Here is a 21,183-nt window from a genome sequence, read left to right as displayed (position 1 = left end):
GGCTCGTCGTCCTGCGACGGTGGGCGCGTGACCACGCGTCAGGGCAGACGGGATGTCAGGGGGCGCGTCGGGTCGCCGGCCGTGCGTACCGGCGCCCGGCGGACGCTGAGTTCCCAGATGCTCCGGGTGCCGGCGTGGGTGAACCCGAAGCCGGTGTTGATGCGGAGCATGTGCGCGTTGTCCGCCGCGTTCCAGGTGTCCACGACGGTGAGCCGCGGCTCGGCGGCCCGGCACGCGGCCAGGTTGTGCGCCTTCACCAGCAGCCCCAGGGCCCGCCCGCGGTAGGCGGGGTCGACGACGGTGACGGCCTGGAGCGCGTTGTCCGGGTTGGCCCGTGTCATGGACAGCGCCGTCCAGGCGGCCATCCGCCCCGTACGGACGTCGACGGCGCCGCACTGGTAGGCGCGCCGGCCGCGGGCGATGCGCATGCGCTCGAAGTCGCGGATCCGGGACACCGCGTTCGGCTGGGGTTCCCAGCGGGTCCGTCCGGCCGGGGCCTCGGCGGAGAGGGTGGCCTCCAGGCGTGCGGCCTGCACGACCAGTTCTTCGGGAACCGTCGATCCCCAGAACCGCAGCCGCAGGGACTCCGGTGGCGGCGGGGGGCCGGGGGCGGCGTCCACCTGGAGCCGGAGGTGCTGGTAGCGCACGAGGGTGCGGGCGTTCAGGCCGGCGGCGAAGCGGTGCCCGGCGGTCGCCGCGGGGTCTCCCGGTCCGGCGTCCCCGACCAGCAGGACGCGTGAGCGGCGGCGGGCGGCGGCGCGGCCCCGGAGGAACTCCGCGAGGCGTGTCCCCACTCCCCGCCGGCGGAAGGCGGGATGCACGAGGAGGACGCTCGCGGTGACGGCGTCGGTGTTCTCCTCCAGCGGGAACTCCAGGCGCGCGGACGCGACGCACCGCCCGCCCTCGGTGTAGGCCGCCCACTCCTCGACCTCGGTGGCCGGAGGGGCGACGGCGAGGGAGCCCTCCAGGTCGGCCCGGCAGGGCCGGGGCAAGTGGGGGAGGTCGACGGCGTGGCCGGCCAGGCGCAGCCCGTACACGTCTCCGACCACCTGCCGGTCGGCGGCGTCGACGGCCTTGAGGCGGACCGTCACCGGGCGAGTCCCATCGCCTGGACGTCGTACAGCCCGAACGCGGGGTGCACGAACACGTCGGTGACGTCGGGATGCCGGTAGTGCAGCGTGCGGTCGTGGGCGATCGGCAGGATGACGGCCCGTTCCATGACCGTCTCCTCGACCCGCTGCCAGAGCCGTTGCCGGGCGACGGGGTCGGCGAGGGCCTGTGCCTCGTCGACGAGGCCTCGGACGACGGGGTCGTCGAGTTCGGCGAAGTTGAAGTTGCCGCCGCCGTGCTTGATCTGCCGGCCGTCGATCAGGGGGGCCAGGAAGCCGTACTCGGTGGGGTAGTCGGCTCCCCAGTCGGACACGCCGAGGCCGAGGCCGAGCTTCCGCACGGTGTCGGGGTGGCCCAGGCCGGAGCGGTAGTACGAGGCGGTGTCCAGGACTTCGACGTGCACGCGGATGCCCACCCGCGCGACGGCCTCGGCGAGGGTCCGCGCGACGAGCTCGAACTTGCCCGGCTGGGTGGCGATCCTGGTCTCGAAGCCGTCGGGAAGCCCCGCGGCGACGAGTTCGGCCCGGGCGGCCTCCAGGTCCCCGGTGAGGTCCGTGCCGCTGGGGTAGCGGTCGGCGCCGGTGTGCGAGGGCAGGGTGGGCGGGATCAGGCTGGTGGCGAGCGACCCGCCCACTCCGTCGCCGCCGCGCGCTTCGAGGAGCGCCGCCTTGTCCGCGGCGTAGAACACGGCGCGCCGGGCGTGGACGTCGTCGAAGGGGGGCACGCACGTCTGCACGGTGATGTACTGCAGGAATCCGGTGGCGGGGTTGTCGGACCGGGCCTTCAGGACGGGGTCGGCGAGGATCACGTCGCGTGCGGAGTGCTGGATGCCGCGGCCTTCGACGTCGATGTGGAACTCGCCCGCGATGAGGCGGCTGTCCAGGTCGTCGACGTCCACGCCGAACGTGACGGTCATGTCGTCCGGCAGGGCGGGGCGCAGCGGGTCGGTGGCGCGGTCCCACATCGGGTTGCGGACGAGGTGGAGGGAGTGTCCGGCGCGGTAGCTCTCGATGCGGTACGGCCCGGAGCACACCGGTGCCTTCTCGTACTCCTCGCGGGTGTCGTGGTGTGCCGCGACGGGGGCCGTGTTGGGCTGCGCCATGACGAAGTCGAAGTCCGCGAAGGGCCGCTTGAGGCGGAAGCGGAGGGTGTGGTCGTCCGGGCATTCGACGGCCCGGCAGTGCTGCCCGCCGTAGGGACCGCGGTAGTCGCCGTGGTCGAGCAGGTCGAGCAGGTAGGTGGGTCCGCCGGGCAGGGTGTCCTGCGCGAAGATCCGTTCCACGGCGTGGGCGATGTCCCGGGCGCGGATCACCTCTCCGGTCTCGAACCTGACGCCCTCGCGTATCCGGTACGTCCATGTCAGGCCGTCGTCGGAGACCTCGCCGGGACCGGTCGCCAGGTCGGGCACCACGGTGGGGGTGACCGGATCGGTGCCGAAGGCCATGAGGGTGCGGTGCATGGTCCGCTGCAGCAGCCACGACCACACGTAGTAGGTGCGTGCCGGGTCGAGCGAGTCGACGTCGGCCGAGGCCACCATGGCCAGCCGCCCGCCGGGCTTGCCGCCGGGGTTCGCCACGCTCTTGACGGCGCCGTTCCAGCCGGACATCAGCCGATCTCCTTCACGTACAGGTACTGCGCGGACAGGGAGCACCCGCGGGACACCTTGGCGTCCGTGGAGCCGATGCCGTAGTGGACCGTCTTGACGCCGTGTCGCGGGGCGTGGTCGGCGAGCGTGTAGTACAGCAGCTCGTAGTACAGCGGCAGCTTGCCCACGGCCGCGTAGTCGAAGCCGGCGCGGTGGGCGAACCAGCTGTCGCCGTGGGAGAGGATCAGGCCGAAGCCCACGACGTCTCCGTCCAGCACCGCCCTGGACACGAGCGCGCGGTCGCCGAGGCGCTCCGCGGCGGCGCTGAGGACGGCCTCGGAGCGCCGGGGGTCCCAGCTCGTCATGCCGTACTTGGCGAACAGCTGGGTCTCCAGGGCGGCGAGCCGCGGGATGTCGGCGGGGTCCAGCGGGTCGAGGGTGATCCGCAGGTCCGAGGCCTCGATGTGGCGCCGCTCGGAGCGCACCCGTCGCGAGCGCCGGGCGGGGAGCGCCAGCGCGTAGTCCATGAACCCCTCCCCCGGCAGGGTGAGCGAGGCGAACTGCCCGGAGACGTGCGAGAGGTAGCCGCGTTCTTCGAGCACGGCGCGCTGGATCCGGTCGGACGCGTCCACGTACGGGAGGCAGATCGATCCGCAGCCGTCGCGGGCGGCGAGGCGCTCGGCGTGTTCGAGGACCGTGTGCGCCGTCTCCGCGCCGGCGTCGGGGCTCAGCATCAGGCGGGTGCGGCCCAGGTGCCGGCCGCCGCCCATCAGCGACGGCATGAGGCGCTCCATGTCGCCGAGTCCGGCGAGGACCTCCGCGGCGCCGTCCATGGCCTCTTCGGCGCAGTGCCGCACCAGCAGGTCGGTGCGGCCCAGCGACCACGGGGAGTCGAGGGTGGCCCGCACCATCGGCAGTGCGGCCAGCACGCGGTCGTCCGCCCGGGCGGTGAGGTAACCCATCCACGCTCCGGCGGAATCCTGCAGGACGCGCATCCAGTCGGGGCTGAGGAAGAAGTCCTCCGCCCCCACGAGCGCGTCCCAGCCGGCCTCCCGCGCGTCCTCGGGCGTCTGCCATTGGTCGATCACCACTGCACTGGTCACGGGGCAGATCCTCTGTCGCGGTGGTCTCCGCCCGCTCTCGACCCACTCCCTGGCGGCCCCTGATAGCGGCCTGAGAGAACGGCGAGAGAACGCCGCCGCAGGGTGAGTCCTGATCCCGTCATCCCGTGAACAGGAGAACCGTTCCATGTCCCGTGTATCCACCGGCCCCAGTGAGCAGCCGACCACCGCGCACGCTCTGCTCAAGCGCCTGCGCGAGCACGGGGTCGAGAAGGTCTTCGGCGTCGTCGGCCGAGAAGCCGCCTCGATCCTGTTCGACGAGCAGGACGGCATCGAGTTCGTCCTGACCCGTCACGAGTTCACCGCCGGGGTCGCCGCCGACGTGCTGGCCCGCATCACCGGCCGTCCGCAGGCGTGCTGGGCCACCCTGGGCCCCGGTATGACCAACCTGGCCACCGGCATGGCGACCAGCGCCCTCGACCGCTCCCCGGTCATCGCGATGGCGGCGCAGTCGGAGTCGCACGACATCTTCCCGAACGACACCCACCAGTGCCTCGACCTGGTCAAGATCGCCGAGCCGATCTCGAAGTACGCCGTCGAGCTGGAGCGCCCCCACGAGATCACCGACCTGGTCGACTCGGCCGTGTCGGCCGCGATGACGGAGCCGGTCGGCCCCTCCTTCATCAGCCTCCCGGTGGACCTGCTGGGCTCCTCCGAGGGCATCGACCTCGACAAGGACCACGGTCCCGCGCTCACCCCCGAGAAGCCGATCACCGCGATCCAGCCGGGCTGGGAGAAGCGCGCGGACCAGGCCGTCGCCCTGGTGCGCGAGGCCACCAACCCCGTGTTCGTCGTCGGTGCCGCCGCGATCCGCGCCGGAGCGGTCCCCGCGATCCGCGCGCTCGCGGAGCGCCTGAACATCCCCGTGATCACGACGTACATCGCCAAGGGCGTCCTGCCGCACAAGCACGAGCTCAACTACGGCGCCGTCACCGGCTACATGGACGGCATCCTGTCGTTCCCGGCCCTGGAGTCCCTCTTCGGCCCGGCCGACGTCATCCTCACCCTCGGCTACGACTACGCCGAGGACCTGCGCCCCTCGATGTGGGAGCGGGGCGGCGAGAAGAAGACCGTCCGCGTCTCCCCGACCGCCAACCCGGTGCCGCGGATCTACCGCCCGACGGTGGACGTCGTCACGGACGTGCTCGCCTTCGTCGAGCACCTGGACGCCGGCACCGCGGACGTGGAGGCGAAGGACCGCCACGAGATCTCGGCCGTGCGGGAGCGGATCGCCGAGCTGCTGTCCGACCCCGATTCGTACGACGACGGCATGCGCGTCCACCAGGTGATCGACTGCATGAACTCCGTCATGGGCGAGACCGCCGAGGACGGCGAGGGCACGATCGTCTCGGACATCGGCTTCTTCCGTCACTACGGTGTGCTCTTCGCCCGCGCCGACCAGCCGTACGGCTTCCTCACCTCGGCCGGCTGCTCCAGCTTCGGCTACGGCATCCCCGCCGCCATCGGCGCCCAGATGGCCCGCCCCGGCCAGCCGACGTTCCTGATCGCCGGCGACGGCGGTTTCCACTCCAACAGCGCCGACCTGGAGACCATCGCGCGGCTCAACCTGCCGATCGTCACGGTCGTCGTGAACAACGACACCAACGGTCTGATCGAGCTGTACCAGAACATCGGTCACCACCGCAGCCACGACCCGGCGATCAAGTTCACCGGGGTGGACTTCGTGCAGCTGGCCGCGGCCAACGGCGTCGAGGGTGCCCGGGCGACGACGCGCGAGGAGCTGCTCGCCGCGCTGCGCAAGGGCGTCGAGCTGGGCCGCCCGTACCTCATCGAGGTGCCGGTGAACTACGAGTTCACCGCCGGCGGCTTCGGAGCGCTGAAGATCTGACATGACACAGACCGACCTTCCCGCCGCCTTCGGCTTCCTGGCCTCCGCCCACACCGGTGGGGGCTCGATCCCCGCGGCAGTGTTCGCCACGCGCGGCCGGCACACCCGGCTGTCCGAGCGGCTGCGCGCGCAGAGCGTGGACGCCGTTCTGGTCCATCCCGATGCCGGTCCGTCCGGTGCGCACGCCTCCGACGGGGACATCCTGGTGTTGTTCGCCGGGGAGATCTACAACCGTGACGAGATCGACGACACCCTGGGCTCGCCCGCGGACGCCTCGGACGCCGAACGGGTCTCCGGTCTGTTCGAGAAGTACGACCTCCACGCGTTCCGGCTGATCAACGGCCGGTACGCGGCGCTGCTGGCGTCGGGCACCCGGGTCCTGGCGGCCACGGACCACGCGGGCTCGGTCCCGCTGTACGTGCGCCCCGAACCCGGCCACGTGCTGGCCGCCACCGAGGTGAAGGGACTGGCGGCGGCCGGGGCGGCGGTCCGCGGCGCCCCGGTCCCGGGGGCCCGCCGCATCCGGCGGATCCCCGGCGTCCACCAGGTGCCCGCCGGGGCGGTGCTCGACGTCCGCGTGGACACCGGTGAGGCGACGGTGCACCGCACGTGGATGCCGCCCGTGCACCGGCTCCTGACGGTGGAGAACGAGGCCCTCAACAACGTGCGCGCCGCGCTGGAGAAGGCCGTCATCCGGCGGCTTCCCGACGGCGGCAGGCCGCTCGTGGTCCTGTCCGGCGGCATCGACTCCTCCGCGGTGGCCGCGCTGTCCGCCAGCGTGGTCACCGCGGGGATCGACACCCTGTCGATGGGGACGGACGTCTCCGACGAGTTCCCGCAGGCCCGGGTGGTCGCGAGGCATCTCGACTCGCGGCACCGGGAACTCACCGTCGACACCCGGGACCTGCTGGCCCTGCTGCCGCACACCGTGCACGCGGCCGAGTCGCTCGACCCCGAGGTCATCGAGTACCTGCTGCCGCTCACCGCGCTGTACCGCCGCATCGACGGGCCGCCGCGGAGAGTCCTCACCGGGTACGGGGCCGACATTCCCCTCGGCGGCATGCACCGGGAGGACCGGCTGCCGAACCTGGACACCGCGGTGGCGTTCGACATGGACACCTTCGACGGGCTGAACGAGATGAGCCCGGTGCTGTCGACGGTGGCCGGCCACTGGTCCACCCATCCCTACTGGGACCGTGAGGTACTGGAGCTGCTGACCGTCCTCGAGGCCGGTCTGAAGCGCCGGTACGGGCGGGACAAGTGGGTGCTCCGGGCCGCCATGTCCGACCTGCTGCCCGCGGAGACCGTCGCCCGCCCCAAGCTCGGCGTGCACGAGGGCTCGGGGACGACCGCGTCCTTCTCTCTGCTGGTCCGCCAGGCCGGCGCGGCGGAGGAGGACGTGGCGGCCGTCAAGACGCGGGTCGTCCAGCAGCTGTTCGACCTGACCGTGGTGGGCGGTGTCCACCCGGACGAGATCGAGGTCGAGGAGATCATCGGGAAGATCCTGGCCGAGGGCAGGCGATGACCGCATACGAGGGGTTCCAGGGCAAGCGGCTCGCCGTCGTCGAGTCGATGCTGCACGACGCTTTCTACTCCGGCATCCACCGCGCGCGGGACTTCGGCTGCGAGGTGTGGCTGCTGGTGCAGGGCGAGGAGTGGTACACCGGCGGCGGGCGTCCGCTGGCCGAGCATCCGCTGGGCCGGGTCGACCGCGTCCTGCACGTCGACACGCACGACTGGCGCGCAGTGGTCGACGTCCTCACCGACGACGACGGAAAGCCCCTGGTGGACGGCATCCTGTCGTTCTCCGACTACCACACGGAGGTCACCGCCCGGGCGGCCGAGTCCCTGGGACTGCCCTCCCAGGGGCTGGAGGCCGTCCGCGCGGCCAACCACAAGCACCTGCTGCGGGCGGCGCTGGCCGACGACCCGGCCAACGTGCGGTGGCGGCTGGTGACCTGCGCCGAGGAACTCGACGAGGCGATCGCCCACGTCGGGCTGCCCCTCGTCGCCAAGCCCCCGTCCGAGGCCATCTCCTACGGCGTCCGCAAGTGCGCGACCCGTGCGGAGGCGCTCGACGCGTGGCGGGAGCTGTCGGACATCCGGCAGTCCCTGAGGGGGCAGCCGCGTCCCGGCCACGTGCTCCTCGAGGAGTTCGTGCGGGGCACCGAGGTCAGTGTCGAGTCGATGACCGTGGACGGCGTCACGCACTTCTTCGGCGCCACCTCCAAGTACCTGCACAAGCAGACCATGCTGGAGGAGGCCCACTCCTTCCCCCTCGCGCTCGAACCCGGCGTCTGGGACGCGGTCCGGTCCTGCGTGGACCGGACCCTGCGGGCGATCTCGTACCGGCAGGGCCCGGCCCACACCGAGGTGATGATCACCGAGGACGGGCCGCGCGTCGTCGAGGTGAACCCCCGGCTGCCGGCCCACATGATCTCCACGATGGTCACCGACGTGTGCGGGACCAACCCCCACCTGGACGCGAAGCTGCTCGCTCTCGGTCTGGAGCACGCACCGGACGGAAAGCCCGGTCAGGGGGTGGCGGGAGGGGCCGCCGTGGTGGTGCTGTTCCCGGACGAGAGCGGCGAGTTCACCCACATCGAAGGCCTCGACGAGGCGGAACGGCTCGGCGTGTCGGTTCGCCTGCACCACGAACCGGGCGACCTGGTCGCCGAGAGGCTGGACAACTCGGCCTCCGTCGGCTTCGTCTACGCCCACGGCGACACCGCCGAGGACGCGCTGGACAAGGCCCGGAGCGCGGCGGCACGCATCCACATCCACACCCGAAGGACGGCACCGTGAGCGGTCAGATCAACTCGAGCGTCTCGCCGCGGTACGCGCAGATCCCCACGTTCATGCGGCTTCCGCACGATCCGACGCCCCGGGGGGCCGACGTCGTGGTCATCGGGGCGCCCTACGACGGCGGCACCAGCTACCGTCCCGGCGCGCGGTTCGGCCCCCAGCAGATCCGCACCGAGTCCGGACTCATCCACGGCGTCGGCATCGACCGCGGCCCCGGTGTCTTCGACCTGATCAAGGTCGTCGACGGCGGCGACATCGACCTGACGCCCTTCAACCAGCACATCGCCATCCAGACGGCGCAGGAGCACCTGTCCGCGCTGCTCGCGGACAACTCGGCCTTCCTCATGCTCGGCGGCGACCACTCGCTCACGCTGTCCGCGCTGCGCGCCGTGCACGGCCGGCACGGCCCGGTGGCCGTCCTCCACCTCGACGCCCACTCGGACACCAACCCCGCCATGATCGGCGGGGAGTTCCACCACGGGACGCCGTTCCGGCACGGCATCGAGGAAGGGCTCATCCAGGCGGACGCCATGATCCAGCTCGGCATCCGCGGGCACAACCCGAAGCCCGACAGCCTCGACTACGCGCGGGGTCACGGGGTGCGCGTCGTCACCGCGGACGAGTTCGGCGACCTGGGCGTGAAGGCCACGGCGGACCTGATCAAGGAGCGGCTCGGAGACCGGCCGGTGTACGTCTCGGTGGACATCGACGTCTTCGACCCCGCGTTCGCCCCCGGCACGGGCACTCCGGCCCCGGGCGGTCCCACCAGCCGGGAGGTGCTCGCCCTGCTGCGCACGGTCGGCGAGCTGAACCCGGTCGGTTTCGACGTGATGGAGGTGTCGCCGGTGTACGACCACGCCGGCATCACCAGCCTGCTGGCCACCGAGGTCGGTGCGGAGCTGCTCTTCCAGTACGCCCGCGCGCATCAGACGAAGAAGACGGAAGAGGAGAGGTAGAAGAATGGCCATTCTGGACGCCACCGAGCACCAGGAACATCTGCTGTCGCTCACGTCGCGGCTGCCCGACGTGCCTCGCCAAGACCTGTACGGCTTCCTGGACGCGGCGCACAAGCTCGCGCAGGAGCTGCCGTACGAGATCAGCGACACGCTCGACGCCTTCAACCAGGTCGGCAACGAGGACGGTTACCTGCTGATCCGCGGGCTTCCGGTCGAGCCCGACGACAAGCTGCCCACGACGCCGACGAGCACGCCGGCGCCGGTCGAGCGCGGTCGCCTCAACATGGAGGCGTTCCTCGCGATCATCGGCCGGCGGCTCGGTCTGCACACCGGCTACGCGGAACTGCGTTCCGGGACGGTCTACCACGACGTGTACCCCTCGCCGGGCGCGCACCACCTGTCGTCGGAGACCAGCGAGACCCTCTTGGAGTTCCACACCGAGATGGCCTACCACACGCTGCAGCCCAACTACGTCCTCCTGGCCTGCTCCAGGGCCGACCACGAGCGCAAGGCCCAGACGCTGGTGGGCTCGATACGCAAGGCCATCCGGCTGCTGGACCAGGAGACGATCGACCGGCTCTACGACACGAAGCAGCCCTGCGAGGTCGACGTGGCCTTCCGCGGCGGCGTCGAGGACCCGGGCGCCATCGCCAAGGTGAAGCCGCTGTACGGGCCCAAGGACGACCCGCTCCTGGGTTACGACCGCGAGCTGCTCAAGCCCGTGGACGGTCCGGACGCCGACGCCGTGGCGAAGCTGTCGCAGGCGCTCGACGACGTCACCGAGGGGGTCTTCCTGACTCCGGGCGACCTCCTGATCATCGACAACTTCCGTACCACGCACGCGCGTACGCCGTTCTCACCGCGCTGGGACGGCAAGGACCGCTGGCTGCACCGGGTGTACATCCGCACCAACTCGCACGGCCAGCTCCCCACCGGCGGCGAGCGCGCCGGTGACGTCATCACCTTCACCCCGCGCCGGTAGTCCCGACGCCGGAACGTCCGGTCCGGGGCAGGTCGCACCTGCCCCGGACCGGACGCCACCGGGCGGCCCCTCGGTCCCCCGCTCCCCCGGCTCCCACCCGCCGGCTCCCACCCGCCGGACCCGGCCCGCCGGACCCGACCTCTCGGTCCGTTGCCGGTCCGGCTCTCGACCCCGGCTTCTCGGTCCGTTGTCGGTCCGACCCCGGCTTCTCGGTCCGCTGTCGGTCCCGGCTCTTCGGTCCCGGCTTCTCGGTCAGGAGTCGCTCGGCGCGGTCGTCGCGGCGGCGACCGCCGTGCCCGACGTCCGGTGCAGGCTCAGCATGCCGAGGGACAGTGCCACGGTCAGGGCCGCGAGCAGCCACCACAGGCCGGCGGCCGCGTGGGTGAGCAGGAAGGCCACCAACAGCGGCACGATGGCGAGTGACAGCCCGACGAGCACCTGGTTGAAGGCCTGGTAGACCCCGAGTTCACGCTCCGGAGCGAGTTTCACGAGCAGCACCGACAGCGCCTGGGTGGCCAGGATCTCCCCCAGCGTGTAGATCGCCACGCCCAGCAGCAGCAGGGGCAGCAGCGCCCCGAAGGGAAGCACTCCCGCCAGGCCGAGCACCGCCAGCATGGCGGTGTGCAGCACGCTGCCGACGGCGATGACCCGCAGCGGCGCCCGGCCTTCCACACGGCCGGTGATCGGGAGCTGGAACAGCACCATCAGCACGGTGTTCACGGCGAAGACCATTCCCACCGTCCACGCGGGCGTGTGCAACTCCTCGATCAGGTAGACCGGAAGCCCCACCTCGGTGGCCACGATGACCGTGATGAGAAGGAAGTTGGCCAACGCGACCCGCAGGAAGAGCCCGTCGCGCCAGGGACCCCCGGTGCTCGCGGTCTTCTGGGAGCTCGCCTGTCGCACGGCCGCGAGCGGCAGGTACATCAACGCCGCCAGGGCGAAGCTGGCCGCGTTCAGCAGGCCCATCGCGATGTAACCCGAATCGTCGTCGACTCCCACGAACATGAAGCCCGCCAGCAGACCGCCGAAGCCCATGCCGAGGTTGAACGAGACCCGGGTCAGGGCGAGCCAGAGCCCGAGCTCCTCCTTGGGCGCGACCCCCGCGGCCAGCACCGGCATGGAGATCTGCTCCGCGCGCTGGGCCACCGCCGCGACGACCGCGAGAGCGACGAGGGTCACGATGTGGTGGACGAAGAGGTATCCCACGAAGACGCCCGCCCGCACGAGCGCGGCCACGATCAGCACGGTCCTCGGTCCCCAGCGCTGCACCAGCCGCCCCACCATGAAGACGGCGGGCAGGGCGATCAGCGTGGCGACCGTGAGGCCGGCGCCCACGGTGGTGAGCGAGAGGTCGGTGACGGCGACGAAGAACAACAGCTGATACGGGTAGAAGAAGCCGGTGCCCGTCGCGTTCACCAGGGCGGCCGCGCCGAACCAGCCGACTCCTTCGCCCCGGGGGATGGACCGGACGCGCTTCGTGGCCTCCTCACCCGAGGGGGGCACACGTGCACTGTCGTCGGTCCTGCGCCCGGTGCTCACAGCGGATCTCCTCCGGAAAACGATGACGCGTGTGCGGATAACGCCGCGTGCAAAGGTGGCTGACTTGTCGTCAATCGGGGTGTTAGCCTGCTGTCCTGACGGAGAATCGCCTGGGCCAGAGTGCGCAGGCCTGGCCCTGGGTCGATCCCCAGTTCCTCGGCGAGGGTCTGTCGCACGCCATGGAAGACCTCCAGGGCGTCCGCCTGGCGACCCGACCGGTAGAGCGCGAGCATGAGGTCGGCGTGAAGGCTCTCCCGTAGCGGGTAGTTGTCGACGAGTTCGAACAGCTCGGGAATCACCTCCTCATGCCGTCCCAGCTGCAGTTCGAGGGACGCCCGGTACTGGAGCGCGACGATGTGCTCCTCCTCGAGGCGGGTGGACCAGCTGCGCAGGCCCTGGTGCGTGAGGTCCGCGAGGGCGGGGCCGCGCCACAGTTCGTGGGCCGAGCGCACGAGCCGCGCCGCCTCGTCGAGCTGGCCCCGGCGGTGCATGGCGCGGGCCTCCGCGACCTTCGCGCGGTAGCTCGCCACGTCGACGGAGCACACCTCACTGTTCAGCCGGTATCCGGTGGCACACGACTGGACCACGTCGGCCGGGGCTCCGGCATTGATAAGTGTCGTCCTGAGCATCCATATACCGGTCTGCACCTGCCCCATGACGGTTCTGGGGGGCTTGTCGAACCACACGGCCTTGATCAGGTGGCCGGCGGCCACGACGCGCCCCGACTGGAGTGCCAGCGCGGCCAAGATTCCACGCTGGCGGTGGCCGGGAACGGTCACGACGTGCGAGCCGACCCTGACTTCGAGCGGCCCCAGCACGGCGATGCGAACAAGCGGAACGGGCCGGGGTCTGACGTCTGCGGCATCTCTGTCGTGTGCACTGTCTGTGTCATCGGTGAACATCCTGGGACCCTTCACGTGGTGACGCGCGTCGACCGCGACCGGTCGAACTGTGCGTGAGAAGTAGACGGAAGGCGCTAGGGGTGTGTCAATGGAGGCCCGGACCAGCGCATTGTTTGGCTGATTTCTTTCAGAGACGGTCAGGCCCTCCACGGGACTCCGGATGTCGGACAGTGTTCGCGTGAGAGCGGACGCGCGGTGAGCGAGGAAACCCGGGCGTGTCGACGCCGCGGAGTCGACGAGCGCCGCCCCCTTCGCACGCCGGGACGGGCCCGTCGTCGTAAGCGGACGGAGCGCGCCGCGTTGCCGACGTGATCGCGCAACGCCCCGCGAACTGCGCTTCGTTGACCGTTCGGCACACCGTCCGCCCGCCTCCGGCAAGCGACTCGGCGCCCTGGAATATGCCAGAGGAAGCCGCTGTTCGCGCCCGAGAACGATCGCGGGCGCGGCGGGACCGTCCCTCCGGGTCGCGCTCGGCCGCCGCCGAACCTGCGGACCCCGACCGCGAGGCGACGCGCGACGCGCTCCGTACACCCGTCGCCTCTCGCCGTGGTGGAGGCCCGCGCGACCGTCGACGTCATTCCGCTACGGCTCCGCTTCCCTCACGAGCGGGCGATGTCGAGCGCGGCAGGGTTTCGGCCAACCGGCGTCACGGCGCGAGGCGGCGAACCGGACATGCCCTCGTCGGCGCACCTGAGGGCGCCACGCGTCCGCCTCGCCGCGCAGCCCATATGACCGGTTTCCGCGACCGTGCGGCATACCCTGTGCATCTGCCCGATCGCACGACGTCACCGGTGGAGGGTGCATGCGGCAACGTCGGCGGACGGCCCCGGAGGGTGCGGCGGCGGTCGGCTCGCGGGGGCCGGTGAACCGCGTCCGCGCGGACGCCCGACGCCCGCCGCCGGAAGGGCTGCTCCTGCAGTGGCTCGGAGTCGCCGGCTGGGAACTCCGCTTCGGGGAGATCCGGTTGCTCTTCGACCCCTACCTGAGCCGCATGCCGTTCGAGGCACCCGACGGATCGGTCGACCCGTCGCTCCCCCTGCGGTGGGACCGGAAGGCCGTCGCGTCCGTGGCCGACCGCCACCTCGCGGGCCCACCCGCACTGGTCCTGGTCAGCCATGGACACTTCGACCACGTGGCGGACGTACCGCAGCTGCTGGCCCACGGGGACTGGGCCGGCCACCGGATCCGCACCCTGTGCGACGAGACCTCCCACCACCTGCTCACCGCCCTGGGCACCCCGGACGCCCGACTGGCCGACGTGATCCGGGTCCGGGGCGGCGAGCACCTCCGTTTTCCCGGCTTCACCGTCGAGGTGCTGCGCAGTCTGCACAGCCAGTTCACCGACCACGGCTACTTCGCCCCCGGCACCCGCATCCGCCCGCCCCGCGCACCGCGGACGATCGGGGATCTGGTCGAGGGCCTCACGCTGGCCTACGTCGTGTCCTTCGACGACGGGCCTTCGGTCTACCTCTCCGGCACGAGCAACCTCGCCGAGCGGGAACTCACCGGTCTGCGCCCGGACGTCGCGGTCGTCGGCATGACCTCGCACAGCGGTGTCCACCGGTATCTGGACCGGCTCCAGAGTGCCCTGGGCGAGCCACCGGTCCTGGTGCCGAGCCACCACGACGACATGCTCTCCCCGCTCCTGGGGCCGGACGGCGCCGGGCGGGCAGGGGGCAACGCCGGCCGGTCGAGCGCGGCCCTCGCGCTGGAGGACGCGGCGGCGGCCCGCGGGGCACACGGAACGCGGGTCGTCGACCCCACTCCGCTGAGGCCGTTCGACCCCACGCCGGTAACGCCGTTCGACCTCACCGCCGCGACCGACAAGAAGTGACGCTCCCTCAGATCGGTCTGGCCGTCGGCACCGTGTGACCGAGGCGGGCGGTGGAGCGGTCCCTCGTCGGCCGGTTCGAGGGGCCGCCGAGGAGGCAGCGCGGCACACCCCACCACCGCGGCGCGCTCTGGCTCAGCTCTTGCCGGGCTCTCCGGCGACTCTCCTTTCAGCGGGGGCCCGCATCGCACCTCGCCCGGCCCAGGGCGATGACCTGCGAGGACGCCCGGAGCGGCGCGACAGCCGGCCGCCGGGAGCGTTGCGGGGGGCGCGTGAAGCGCATAGCTTCTGCACGTCCTGACGCCTCGCCCTCCACGACGCCTGATGCCCAGACGATTTCACGGCGGTGCCATGCAGCTCAGCAAGTTCCGCGGCGGCGTGACCCGGCCGGCCGGACCGCCCGGGCGGTTTCCCGGCCTTCGGCAGCTGCTGGTGGCACAGTCGCTCAGCCAGGCCGGATTCGTGGTGCTCAACCTGGCGATGCCCCTGCTCGCGGCGACCGGTCTGCGCGCCACCCCTTTCCAGGTGAGCCTGGTCGCCGCCTCGCAGACGGTCGCCTTCCTGCTGATCGGGCTGCCGGTGGGCGTCTGGGTCGACCGGATGCGCAAGCGGCCGGTCATGATCGTCGCCGACCTCGCCCGGGCCGTGGCACTCGCCGCGGTTCCCGTGCTGTGGGCGCTGGACGCGCTGACCGTCGCGCACCTGTGCGCGGTGGCGTTCGTGGTCGGTGTCGCCACCGTCTTCTTCGACGTCGCCGACCAGAGCTACCTGCCCCATCTGGTCGGCTCCGAAGGGCTGGTGACGGCCAACGCGCGCCTCGTCGTCGTGGACCAGACGGCCGCCGTGGCCGGGCCGGGAATCGCCGGTCTGATCGTGCAGGCCATCGCGGCGCCGGCGGCCGTACTGGTGTCGGCGGTCGCCTACGTGGGCTCGGCGCTCTGCGTCACCCGCATCCAGGACCGGCGCCCCGAACAGGTCGACGGGACGCCGCGCGACCCGCTGGGCCGATCGATCCTGCAGGGGATCCGGTATCTGTGGGATCACCCGGTACTCCGCTGGTTGGTGGCGTGCTCCACGACCATGACCTTCTGCTGGAGCATGGGCTACGGCATGCTCCTCGTCCTGCTGGCCCAGGACCTGGGAGTGCCCGCCCTCACCCTCGGCCTGCTGTTCACGGCGGGTGGCGTGGGGGGGCTGTGCGCGACCGCGGTCGTCCGGCGCCTCGTCGAGCGGCTCGGTGACGGCCGGGCTGTCGTCCTGAGCGTGACCCTGACCGCTCCGTGCACCCTCCTCGCGGGACTGGCGGGGTCCGGAGCACGGCTCGCGTTCGTGGTCTGCGCGCAGTTCGCCTTCGCGGCGGGACTGGTCGTCTACAACGTCGCGCAGGTGAGCTACCGCCAACGCACCGTGCCCACGCACCTGTTGGGCCGCGTCAACGCGACCGTCCGCTTCTTCGCCTGGGGCGCCCGACCCCTGGGCGTACTCCTGGGAGGCGTCCTCGCCGAGTTCCACGGCGCCCGGTCCGCCGTCTGGGTGGGCGCCGCCGGGACGGCCCTCGCCTCTCTCTGGCTCCTCTGTTCCCCCCTGCGCGGCATGCGCGTGCTCGCGTTGCCCTCGTCCGAGTCGTCCGTCACCAAGGAAGCGCCGTGAACGACAACGTCACCGAACCTTCCGCACCGCAGAGACTGGTGTGGATCACCACCCCCGACAACTACGACCCGCAGGTGCAGGAGCGGCTGCGCCGCGAGGGCTCCGAGCGCGTCGACATGCTGCGCGCGGCGGGCTTCGAGGTGCGCATCGCCCATTCCTGCGACATCGTCCCCGCCTGGAACGGCTCCCCGCGCCTCCTGTGGCAGAAGGAGGACCTGCTCGCGGAGTACGCGGGATTCCTCGTCACCTCCTGGTCGTGGGACCCGGCCATCGCCCGGCACCTCGAAGCCGTCACACGGACCATCCGGGCCTCCGGCTCCGTCCTCCTCACGGACGGGATCCTGGACCCCGAGGTCCTCGGCCTCGACAAGCTGGCGATGTACCACCACGCGGCCGCGGTGGGGGCCCCCGTGCTGCCGACGGTCTCGGTTCCCTTCGGGCGCTACGCCCGGCGCGCCCTGGACGCCGTGCACACGGAGTTGCCGGAGGGCCCGTACGTCGTGAAGCCGCGCTCCATGGCCATGGGCTTCGGGGTGCTCAAGGCGGACACGACCCAGCACCTCTCCTCGGCGATAGACCTGCTGACCCCCGGGGGTCTCGGCTGCCTGATCCAGCCGCACGTGGCCAATGACGGCGACGTGCGGGTCTACGTGCACGAGGGCAAGGTCATCGCCGCTCTGCTGCGCGAGCCGACCGAGGAGGCGTACCTGGCCAACGTGAGCCAGGGGGGAAGCGGGTCCGGCTACGCGCCGCCGGCCGAGGTGGTCGAGCTCAGCGAGCGGCTCGCGCTGAGCCTGGAAGCGGACTACCTGTGCGTGGACTGGCTGATCACCGAGGCCGGTTACGTGTTCAACGAGTGGATGACCATCTCGGCCGCGTACGAGGACCTGCCCGACGCGGACCGCCGGCGCGTCGCCGACGCGCTCGTGCGGCACATCCGCCGCCGCCTCGACGCGGGAGCGCCCCGCCCGGCCTGACACGCGACCCTCGCGCCCGACGCCGTTCGGCGACACCCGCAGCGCCCACCGACCGACCCCGGCATCACGCCGGGGTCGGTTTTTTTGCGCCTCCTCCGCTACGCCCCCTCCGCGGCCGGCGCGGCCCACCGGGTATGCGATCACCCCCATCCTCACTGCGCCACTAACCTGCGCTTGCACTTATCGCGCGCCTGCAATTATTGTGGGAGCTCGTTAGGAGCCCTCTCAAGCAATCCAGGAAGGCCGGGCCCATGCCCCTCGCACTTCTCGCCCTGGCCGTCGGTGCCTTCGGCATCGGCACCACGGAATTCGTGATCATGGGCCTGCTGCCCGAGATCGCCGCCGACTACGGCGTCACCATCCCCACGGCGGGCCTGCTGGTCACCGGCTACGCGCTCGGCGTCGTCATCGGTGCGCCCGTCCTGACCGTGCTCGGCAACAGGGTGAGCCGCAAGCGCATGCTCATGGTGCTGATGGGCCTGTTCGTGCTCGGCAACGTGATCTCGGCCCTGGCCCCGTCCTTCGGGGTGATGCTGACCGGGCGCGTGGTCGCCTCGCTCGCGCACGGCTCGTTCTTCGGCATCGGGTCCGTCGTCGCCGCCGGCCTGGTCGCGCCGGACAAGAAGGCCGGCGCCATCGCCACCATGTTCACCGGGCTGACGATCGCCAACATCGTGGGCGTGCCGCTGGGCACCTTCATCGGGCAGGCGGTCGGCTGGCGCACTACCTTCGCCGTCGTCGCGGCGCTCGGCGTGATCGGCCTGCTCGGCATCGCCCGGCTCGTGCCGGCCATGCCGCGCCCCGAGGGCGCCCGGCTGCGCGGGGAACTGACCGCGTTCCGCAACCCGCAGGTGCTGCTCGCCATGGCGATGACCGTCCTCGGCTTCGGCGGTGTCTTCGCCGCCATCACCTACATCGCGCCGATGATGACGGAGGTGACCGGCTACTCCGACGGCGCCGTCACCTGGCTGCTGGTCCTCTTCGGGGTCGGCATGTTCCTCGGCAACCTGCTCGGCGGGCGGTACGCGGACCGCGCCCTGATGCCCCTGCTGTACGCCACCCTCGGCGGGCTCGCGGTGGTCCTGGCCCTGTTCCCCGTCCTCGCCCACGACAAGGTCCTCGCGGCCGTCGCCGTCCTGCTCGTCGGCGCGCTCGGCTTCGCCACCGTCCCGCCGCTGCAGAAGCGCGTCCTCGACCAGGCGCACGGCGCGCCGACGCTGGCCTCCGCCGTCAACATCGGCGCCTTCAACCTCGGCAACGCGCTGGCCGCCTGGCTGGGCGGACTCGTCATCGCGGTCGGCTTCGGCTACACGTCCCCCAACTGGGTCGGCGCCGTCCTCGCCGCAGCCGCCCTGGGCCTCGCCTTCCGGTCCGCGGCCCTGGAGCGCCGCACCCCCGCCGCTCCCACCGCGGACACCTCCGACCCCGCTGCCGTCCGCACCCCCGCACTCCACTGACCTCCCCCGGCCCCGCCGCCGTCCGCACCCCCGCACTCCACCGGCCTCCCCCAACCCCCTTCCAGGAGAAGCACCATGAGCACGACCACCCTGACCCCGCTGACCACCGCCGACGCCGAGACGCTGATAGCGGCCGCGCGGGGCGCGGCGGAAGCCGCCGGAGTGACGGTGAGCGTCACCGTCCTCGACGCCGGCGGGCACCTGCTGGCCTTCCGCCGGGACGACCGGGCGGTCCTGATCTCGGGCGAGACCAGCACCCGCAAGGCGTACACCGCGCTCCAGCTCGACGCCCCCACGGCCGACCTGGTCGACCTCGTCAAGCCCGACGGCCCCTTCCACAGCCTCTCCACCGCTCTCGACCGGCCGCTGCTCTTCATCGCCGGAGGCGTTCCCGTCCACCGCGACGGCCGACTCGTCGGCGCCGTCGGTGTCGGCGGCGGCGCCCCCGAGCAGGACCACTCCTTCGCCCTCGCCGCACTCGCGGAGCTGTCCCGATAACCCGCACCCCCCGCGGGCCGCGTCCCGGGCAGACCGTCCGGGGCGCGGCCCCGCGCCCGTCGTCACCCGCGCCTCTTCCGCCGGTCCGGTAAGCGCGGGCAAAGCCGAGAACGGGGGATCGGGCTTCCTGGAATGGGAGTTGGGACAACAGGAGGCCGGAACAGGGATCGGGACACGCCCGCTCGGCGCATTGCCACTTTTCCGACGGGGCATTCACCTGCGTCTAAACGCGGTTTTCTGTTACTCCCCGAAGAAGGCGGTGTGAAGGATGTGGATGCGGTCCCGAGAACCGGTGAACGGCGGCGGCACCCTCTGCGGTCGCGGCCGGAAGTCCCGTTCCGGCGAATGTCGTGGCAGGTGTCGCCCTTTGTAGCGCGTCCGTCACTTCTCGTTGACCGGGGCACCCTCGGGAAACCGCGACGTTAACGGGTTCTTTATCGAGGTTTTGGCAGGTCAGGCGGACAAAACCAGCGTAAATCGGATGACCGCAAGAAGGGGGCTCCCCAACCAGCACATCGTGGGCTTAACTTATGTGCCATGACCTCCCCCCGCTCCACCTATGGAGGCGGTTACTACACCGCGCCGTCCTTCCCGGACACCCCGATCTACGACTCCCTGGTCGCGGAGCGGGGCACGCCTCAGATCGCCCCGATCCGAGTGCCCGCCGCCTACGACACCGGCAGCAGCTTCCCCGGAAGCGGCTCGTACCTGCCGGCGCTCCCCGCGGCTCTGCCCGCCCTGCCGGCGGCGCCCAGCCCGCAGCCCGCCCCCGCGTACGGCGGCGGTTACGGTTACCCCCAGCCCTCGCCGCAGATGGCCCCCGTGCCCCTGCAGCACGCGCCGACCCCGTACATCCCGCAGCAGCAGGTGGCCCCGCGCGGCTACCAGACGGGCTCGTACCCGCAGCAGGCCCGCCAGGCCCCCGCGGGGTACGAGGCGATGCGTCCGGCGGCACCCCGGCCCGTGCCGGCCCCCGCGCCCTACGACGACCCGTACAACCGTCCCTACCAGGGCGGGGGTTACTGACCGGCTCCCCGCACCGGCCGATGTCGGGCCGGGGCGGCTGGCAGGATGACCGCATGTCCACTCCTGTTCTCCGCTCCGTCCACGTCCACCCGGTGAAGGCCATGCGCGCGCTGGCGCCCACGGAGGCCGAGGTGCAGCCCTGGGGGCTGGCCGGGGACCGCCGCTGGGCCGTCGTCGACGCCGCGGGCAAGGTCGTGACCCAGCGCCGTCACCCCCGGATGGCGCTGGCCACCGCCGAGCAGCTGCCGGACGGCGCGATCGCGCTGTCCGCGCCCGGCCACCCGTCGCTGACGGTCGAGGTCCCGGACCCCACGGCCACGGTCACGATGGAGATCTTCGACAAGTTCGTGGAGGCGGTGCCGGCCGGCGCCGCGGCCGCCGCCTGGCTGTCGGCGTACCTGGAGTGCGAGGCCACCCTCGTGCACATGGACGCGCCCGAGCACCGGCGCCCGGTCGACCCCGCGTACGCGCTGCCCGGCGAGACGGTGAGCTTCGCCGACGGGTACCCCCTGCTCGTCGCCGCCGCCTCCTCGCTCGACGCCCTCAACTCCCTCATCGCGCGGGGCGACCACGCCGACGAGGGCCCGCTGCCGATGAACCGCTTCCGGCCGAACCTGGTGATCGAGGGGACCGCGCCCTGGGCGGAGGACGGCTGGACGCGGCTGGCGGTCGGCGAGGTCACCTTCCGCGTCGCCCGGCCCTGCGGCCGCTGCGTCGTCACCACGACGAACCAGCGCACCGCCGAGCGGGGCAAGGAGCCGCTGTGGACCCTCGCCCGGCACCGCAGGAACGACGGCCGGGTGATCTTCGGCCAGAACCTCGTCCCCGAGCACACCGGCACGGTCCGCGTCGGCGACGCCGTGAAGATCATCGACTGAGTCGGCCGTCCGGC

Annotated in this window: 17 protein-coding genes; 12 read left to right on the top strand and 5 right to left on the bottom strand. The window is 71.8% G+C overall.

The window, feature by feature from the left end; translation table 11 throughout:
- Positions 1–38 precede the first annotated feature (38 nt).
- The 3 genes from AC067A_RS04465 to AC067A_RS04455 are packed head-to-tail and all read right to left on the bottom strand — an operon-like array spanning position 39 to position 3,798.
- The gene (locus tag AC067A_RS04465) at positions 39–1,091 is read right to left on the bottom strand and encodes a GNAT family N-acetyltransferase (protein WP_478614368.1); all 1,053 of its coding nucleotides are present in this window, start codon (positions 1,089–1,091) and stop codon (positions 39–41) included.
- A complete protein-coding gene (locus tag AC067A_RS04460) occupies positions 1,088–2,716 on the bottom strand; it encodes an ABC transporter substrate-binding protein (protein WP_478614365.1) in 1,629 nt (542 codons plus the stop codon). Before AC067A_RS04460 ends, AC067A_RS04465 begins: the two co-directional genes overlap by 4 nt.
- Complete coding sequence (locus tag AC067A_RS04455) at positions 2,716–3,798, bottom strand: GNAT family N-acetyltransferase (RefSeq protein WP_478614362.1); 1,083 nt, start codon at positions 3,796–3,798, stop codon at positions 2,716–2,718. The genes AC067A_RS04460 and AC067A_RS04455 overlap by 1 nt, the downstream gene beginning before the upstream one ends.
- Positions 3,799–3,943: 145 nt before the next feature.
- On the opposite strand from AC067A_RS04455, the gene AC067A_RS04450 reads away from it, so the two are divergent.
- From AC067A_RS04450 to cs1, 5 genes are read left to right on the top strand one after another with little or no spacing between them, the layout of a single operon-like run.
- Positions 3,944–5,665 carry a thiamine pyrophosphate-binding protein gene (locus tag AC067A_RS04450; RefSeq protein ID WP_478614359.1) on the top strand — a complete coding sequence of 574 codons (1,722 nt, stop codon included), beginning with the start codon at positions 3,944–3,946 and terminating at the stop codon, positions 5,663–5,665.
- A 1-nt stretch (position 5,666) separates the two neighbouring features.
- Positions 5,667–7,190 carry an asparagine synthase-related protein gene (locus tag AC067A_RS04445; protein ID WP_478614356.1) on the top strand — a complete coding sequence of 508 codons (1,524 nt, stop codon included), beginning with the start codon at positions 5,667–5,669 and terminating at the stop codon, positions 7,188–7,190.
- A complete protein-coding gene (locus tag AC067A_RS04440; RefSeq protein ID WP_478614353.1) occupies positions 7,187–8,470 on the top strand; it encodes an ATP-grasp domain-containing protein in 1,284 nt (427 codons plus the stop codon). Before AC067A_RS04445 ends, AC067A_RS04440 begins: the two co-directional genes overlap by 4 nt.
- 53 nt (positions 8,471–8,523) lie before the next feature.
- Positions 8,524–9,426, top strand: coding sequence for an agmatinase (speB, locus tag AC067A_RS04435; protein ID WP_478614617.1), 903 nt, complete (start codon positions 8,524–8,526; stop codon positions 9,424–9,426).
- Between the two features lie 4 nt (positions 9,427–9,430).
- Positions 9,431–10,408 carry a clavaminate synthase Cs1 gene (gene cs1, locus AC067A_RS04430; RefSeq protein ID WP_478614350.1) on the top strand — a complete coding sequence of 326 codons (978 nt, stop codon included), beginning with the start codon at positions 9,431–9,433 and terminating at the stop codon, positions 10,406–10,408.
- 252 nt (positions 10,409–10,660) lie between these two features.
- On the opposite strand, the gene AC067A_RS04425 is transcribed toward cs1, so the two are convergent.
- Positions 10,661–11,914, bottom strand: a complete 1,254-nt coding sequence (locus tag AC067A_RS04425; protein WP_478614347.1) for an MFS transporter — start codon at positions 11,912–11,914, stop codon at positions 10,661–10,663.
- Between the two features lie 32 nt (positions 11,915–11,946).
- Entirely contained in the window at positions 11,947–12,852 is a 906-nt protein-coding gene (locus AC067A_RS04420; protein WP_478614344.1) for an AfsR/SARP family transcriptional regulator, read from the bottom strand.
- 802 nt (positions 12,853–13,654) lie between these two features.
- Between AC067A_RS04420 and AC067A_RS04415 the strand changes: the two genes are divergently transcribed.
- The 7 genes from AC067A_RS04415 to AC067A_RS04385 all read left to right on the top strand — a co-directional run bounded on the left by AC067A_RS04415 (position 13,655) and on the right by AC067A_RS04385 (position 21,169).
- Positions 13,655–14,686, top strand: coding sequence for an MBL fold metallo-hydrolase (locus AC067A_RS04415; RefSeq protein WP_478614341.1), 1,032 nt, complete (start codon positions 13,655–13,657; stop codon positions 14,684–14,686).
- Positions 14,687–15,034: 348 nt separating this feature from the next.
- Positions 15,035–16,333 carry an MFS transporter gene (locus AC067A_RS04410; protein WP_478614338.1) on the top strand — a complete coding sequence of 433 codons (1,299 nt, stop codon included), beginning with the start codon at positions 15,035–15,037 and terminating at the stop codon, positions 16,331–16,333.
- The gene (locus AC067A_RS04405) at positions 16,330–17,310 is read left to right on the top strand and encodes an ATP-grasp domain-containing protein (RefSeq protein ID WP_478614335.1); all 981 of its coding nucleotides are present in this window, start codon (positions 16,330–16,332) and stop codon (positions 17,308–17,310) included. The genes AC067A_RS04410 and AC067A_RS04405 overlap by 4 nt, the downstream gene beginning before the upstream one ends.
- A 251-nt stretch (positions 17,311–17,561) precedes the next feature.
- Positions 17,562–18,767, top strand: coding sequence for an MFS transporter (locus AC067A_RS04400; protein ID WP_478614332.1), 1,206 nt, complete (start codon positions 17,562–17,564; stop codon positions 18,765–18,767).
- A 75-nt stretch (positions 18,768–18,842) separates the two neighbouring features.
- Entirely contained in the window at positions 18,843–19,265 is a 423-nt protein-coding gene (locus AC067A_RS04395; RefSeq protein WP_478614329.1) for a GlcG/HbpS family heme-binding protein, read from the top strand.
- Between the two features lie 537 nt (positions 19,266–19,802).
- Complete coding sequence (locus tag AC067A_RS04390; protein WP_478614326.1) at positions 19,803–20,291, top strand: DUF6643 family protein; 489 nt, start codon at positions 19,803–19,805, stop codon at positions 20,289–20,291.
- Between the two features lie 53 nt (positions 20,292–20,344).
- Entirely contained in the window at positions 20,345–21,169 is an 825-nt protein-coding gene (locus tag AC067A_RS04385; RefSeq protein ID WP_478614323.1) for an MOSC domain-containing protein, read from the top strand.
- The last annotated feature ends 14 nt before the right edge of the window (positions 21,170–21,183 follow it).

The sequence above is a fragment of the Streptomyces sp. NPDC043176 genome (genome assembly GCF_056436715.1).
The sequence above is the reverse complement of the archived record's forward strand: the minus strand, read 5'-3'. Positions and strand labels throughout refer to the sequence as shown.

What these genes read in the sequence shown, in the direction of transcription:
- AC067A_RS04460 (WP_478614365.1), bottom strand. Translation starts at nt 2,716, where the DNA reads ATGTCCGGCTGGAACGGCGCCGTCAAGAGCGTGGCGAACCCCGGCGGC.
- AC067A_RS04450 (WP_478614359.1), top strand. Translation starts at nt 3,944, where the DNA reads ATGTCCCGTGTATCCACCGGCCCCAGTGAGCAGCCGACCACCGCGCAC.
- AC067A_RS04445 (WP_478614356.1), top strand. Translation starts at nt 5,667, where the DNA reads ATGACACAGACCGACCTTCCCGCCGCCTTCGGCTTCCTGGCCTCCGCC.
- AC067A_RS04440 (WP_478614353.1), top strand. Translation starts at nt 7,187, where the DNA reads ATGACCGCATACGAGGGGTTCCAGGGCAAGCGGCTCGCCGTCGTCGAG.
- speB (WP_478614617.1), top strand. Translation starts at nt 8,524, where the DNA reads ATGCGGCTTCCGCACGATCCGACGCCCCGGGGGGCCGACGTCGTGGTC.
- cs1 (WP_478614350.1), top strand. Translation starts at nt 9,431, where the DNA reads ATGGCCATTCTGGACGCCACCGAGCACCAGGAACATCTGCTGTCGCTC.
- AC067A_RS04420 (WP_478614344.1), bottom strand. Translation starts at nt 12,852, where the DNA reads ATGTTCACCGATGACACAGACAGTGCACACGACAGAGATGCCGCAGAC.
- AC067A_RS04415 (WP_478614341.1), top strand. Translation starts at nt 13,655, where the DNA reads ATGCGGCAACGTCGGCGGACGGCCCCGGAGGGTGCGGCGGCGGTCGGC.
- AC067A_RS04410 (WP_478614338.1), top strand. Translation starts at nt 15,035, where the DNA reads ATGCAGCTCAGCAAGTTCCGCGGCGGCGTGACCCGGCCGGCCGGACCG.
- AC067A_RS04400 (WP_478614332.1), top strand. Translation starts at nt 17,562, where the DNA reads ATGCCCCTCGCACTTCTCGCCCTGGCCGTCGGTGCCTTCGGCATCGGC.
- AC067A_RS04395 (WP_478614329.1), top strand. Translation starts at nt 18,843, where the DNA reads ATGAGCACGACCACCCTGACCCCGCTGACCACCGCCGACGCCGAGACG.
- AC067A_RS04390 (WP_478614326.1), top strand. Translation starts at nt 19,803, where the DNA reads ATGACCTCCCCCCGCTCCACCTATGGAGGCGGTTACTACACCGCGCCG.
- AC067A_RS04385 (WP_478614323.1), top strand. Translation starts at nt 20,345, where the DNA reads ATGTCCACTCCTGTTCTCCGCTCCGTCCACGTCCACCCGGTGAAGGCC.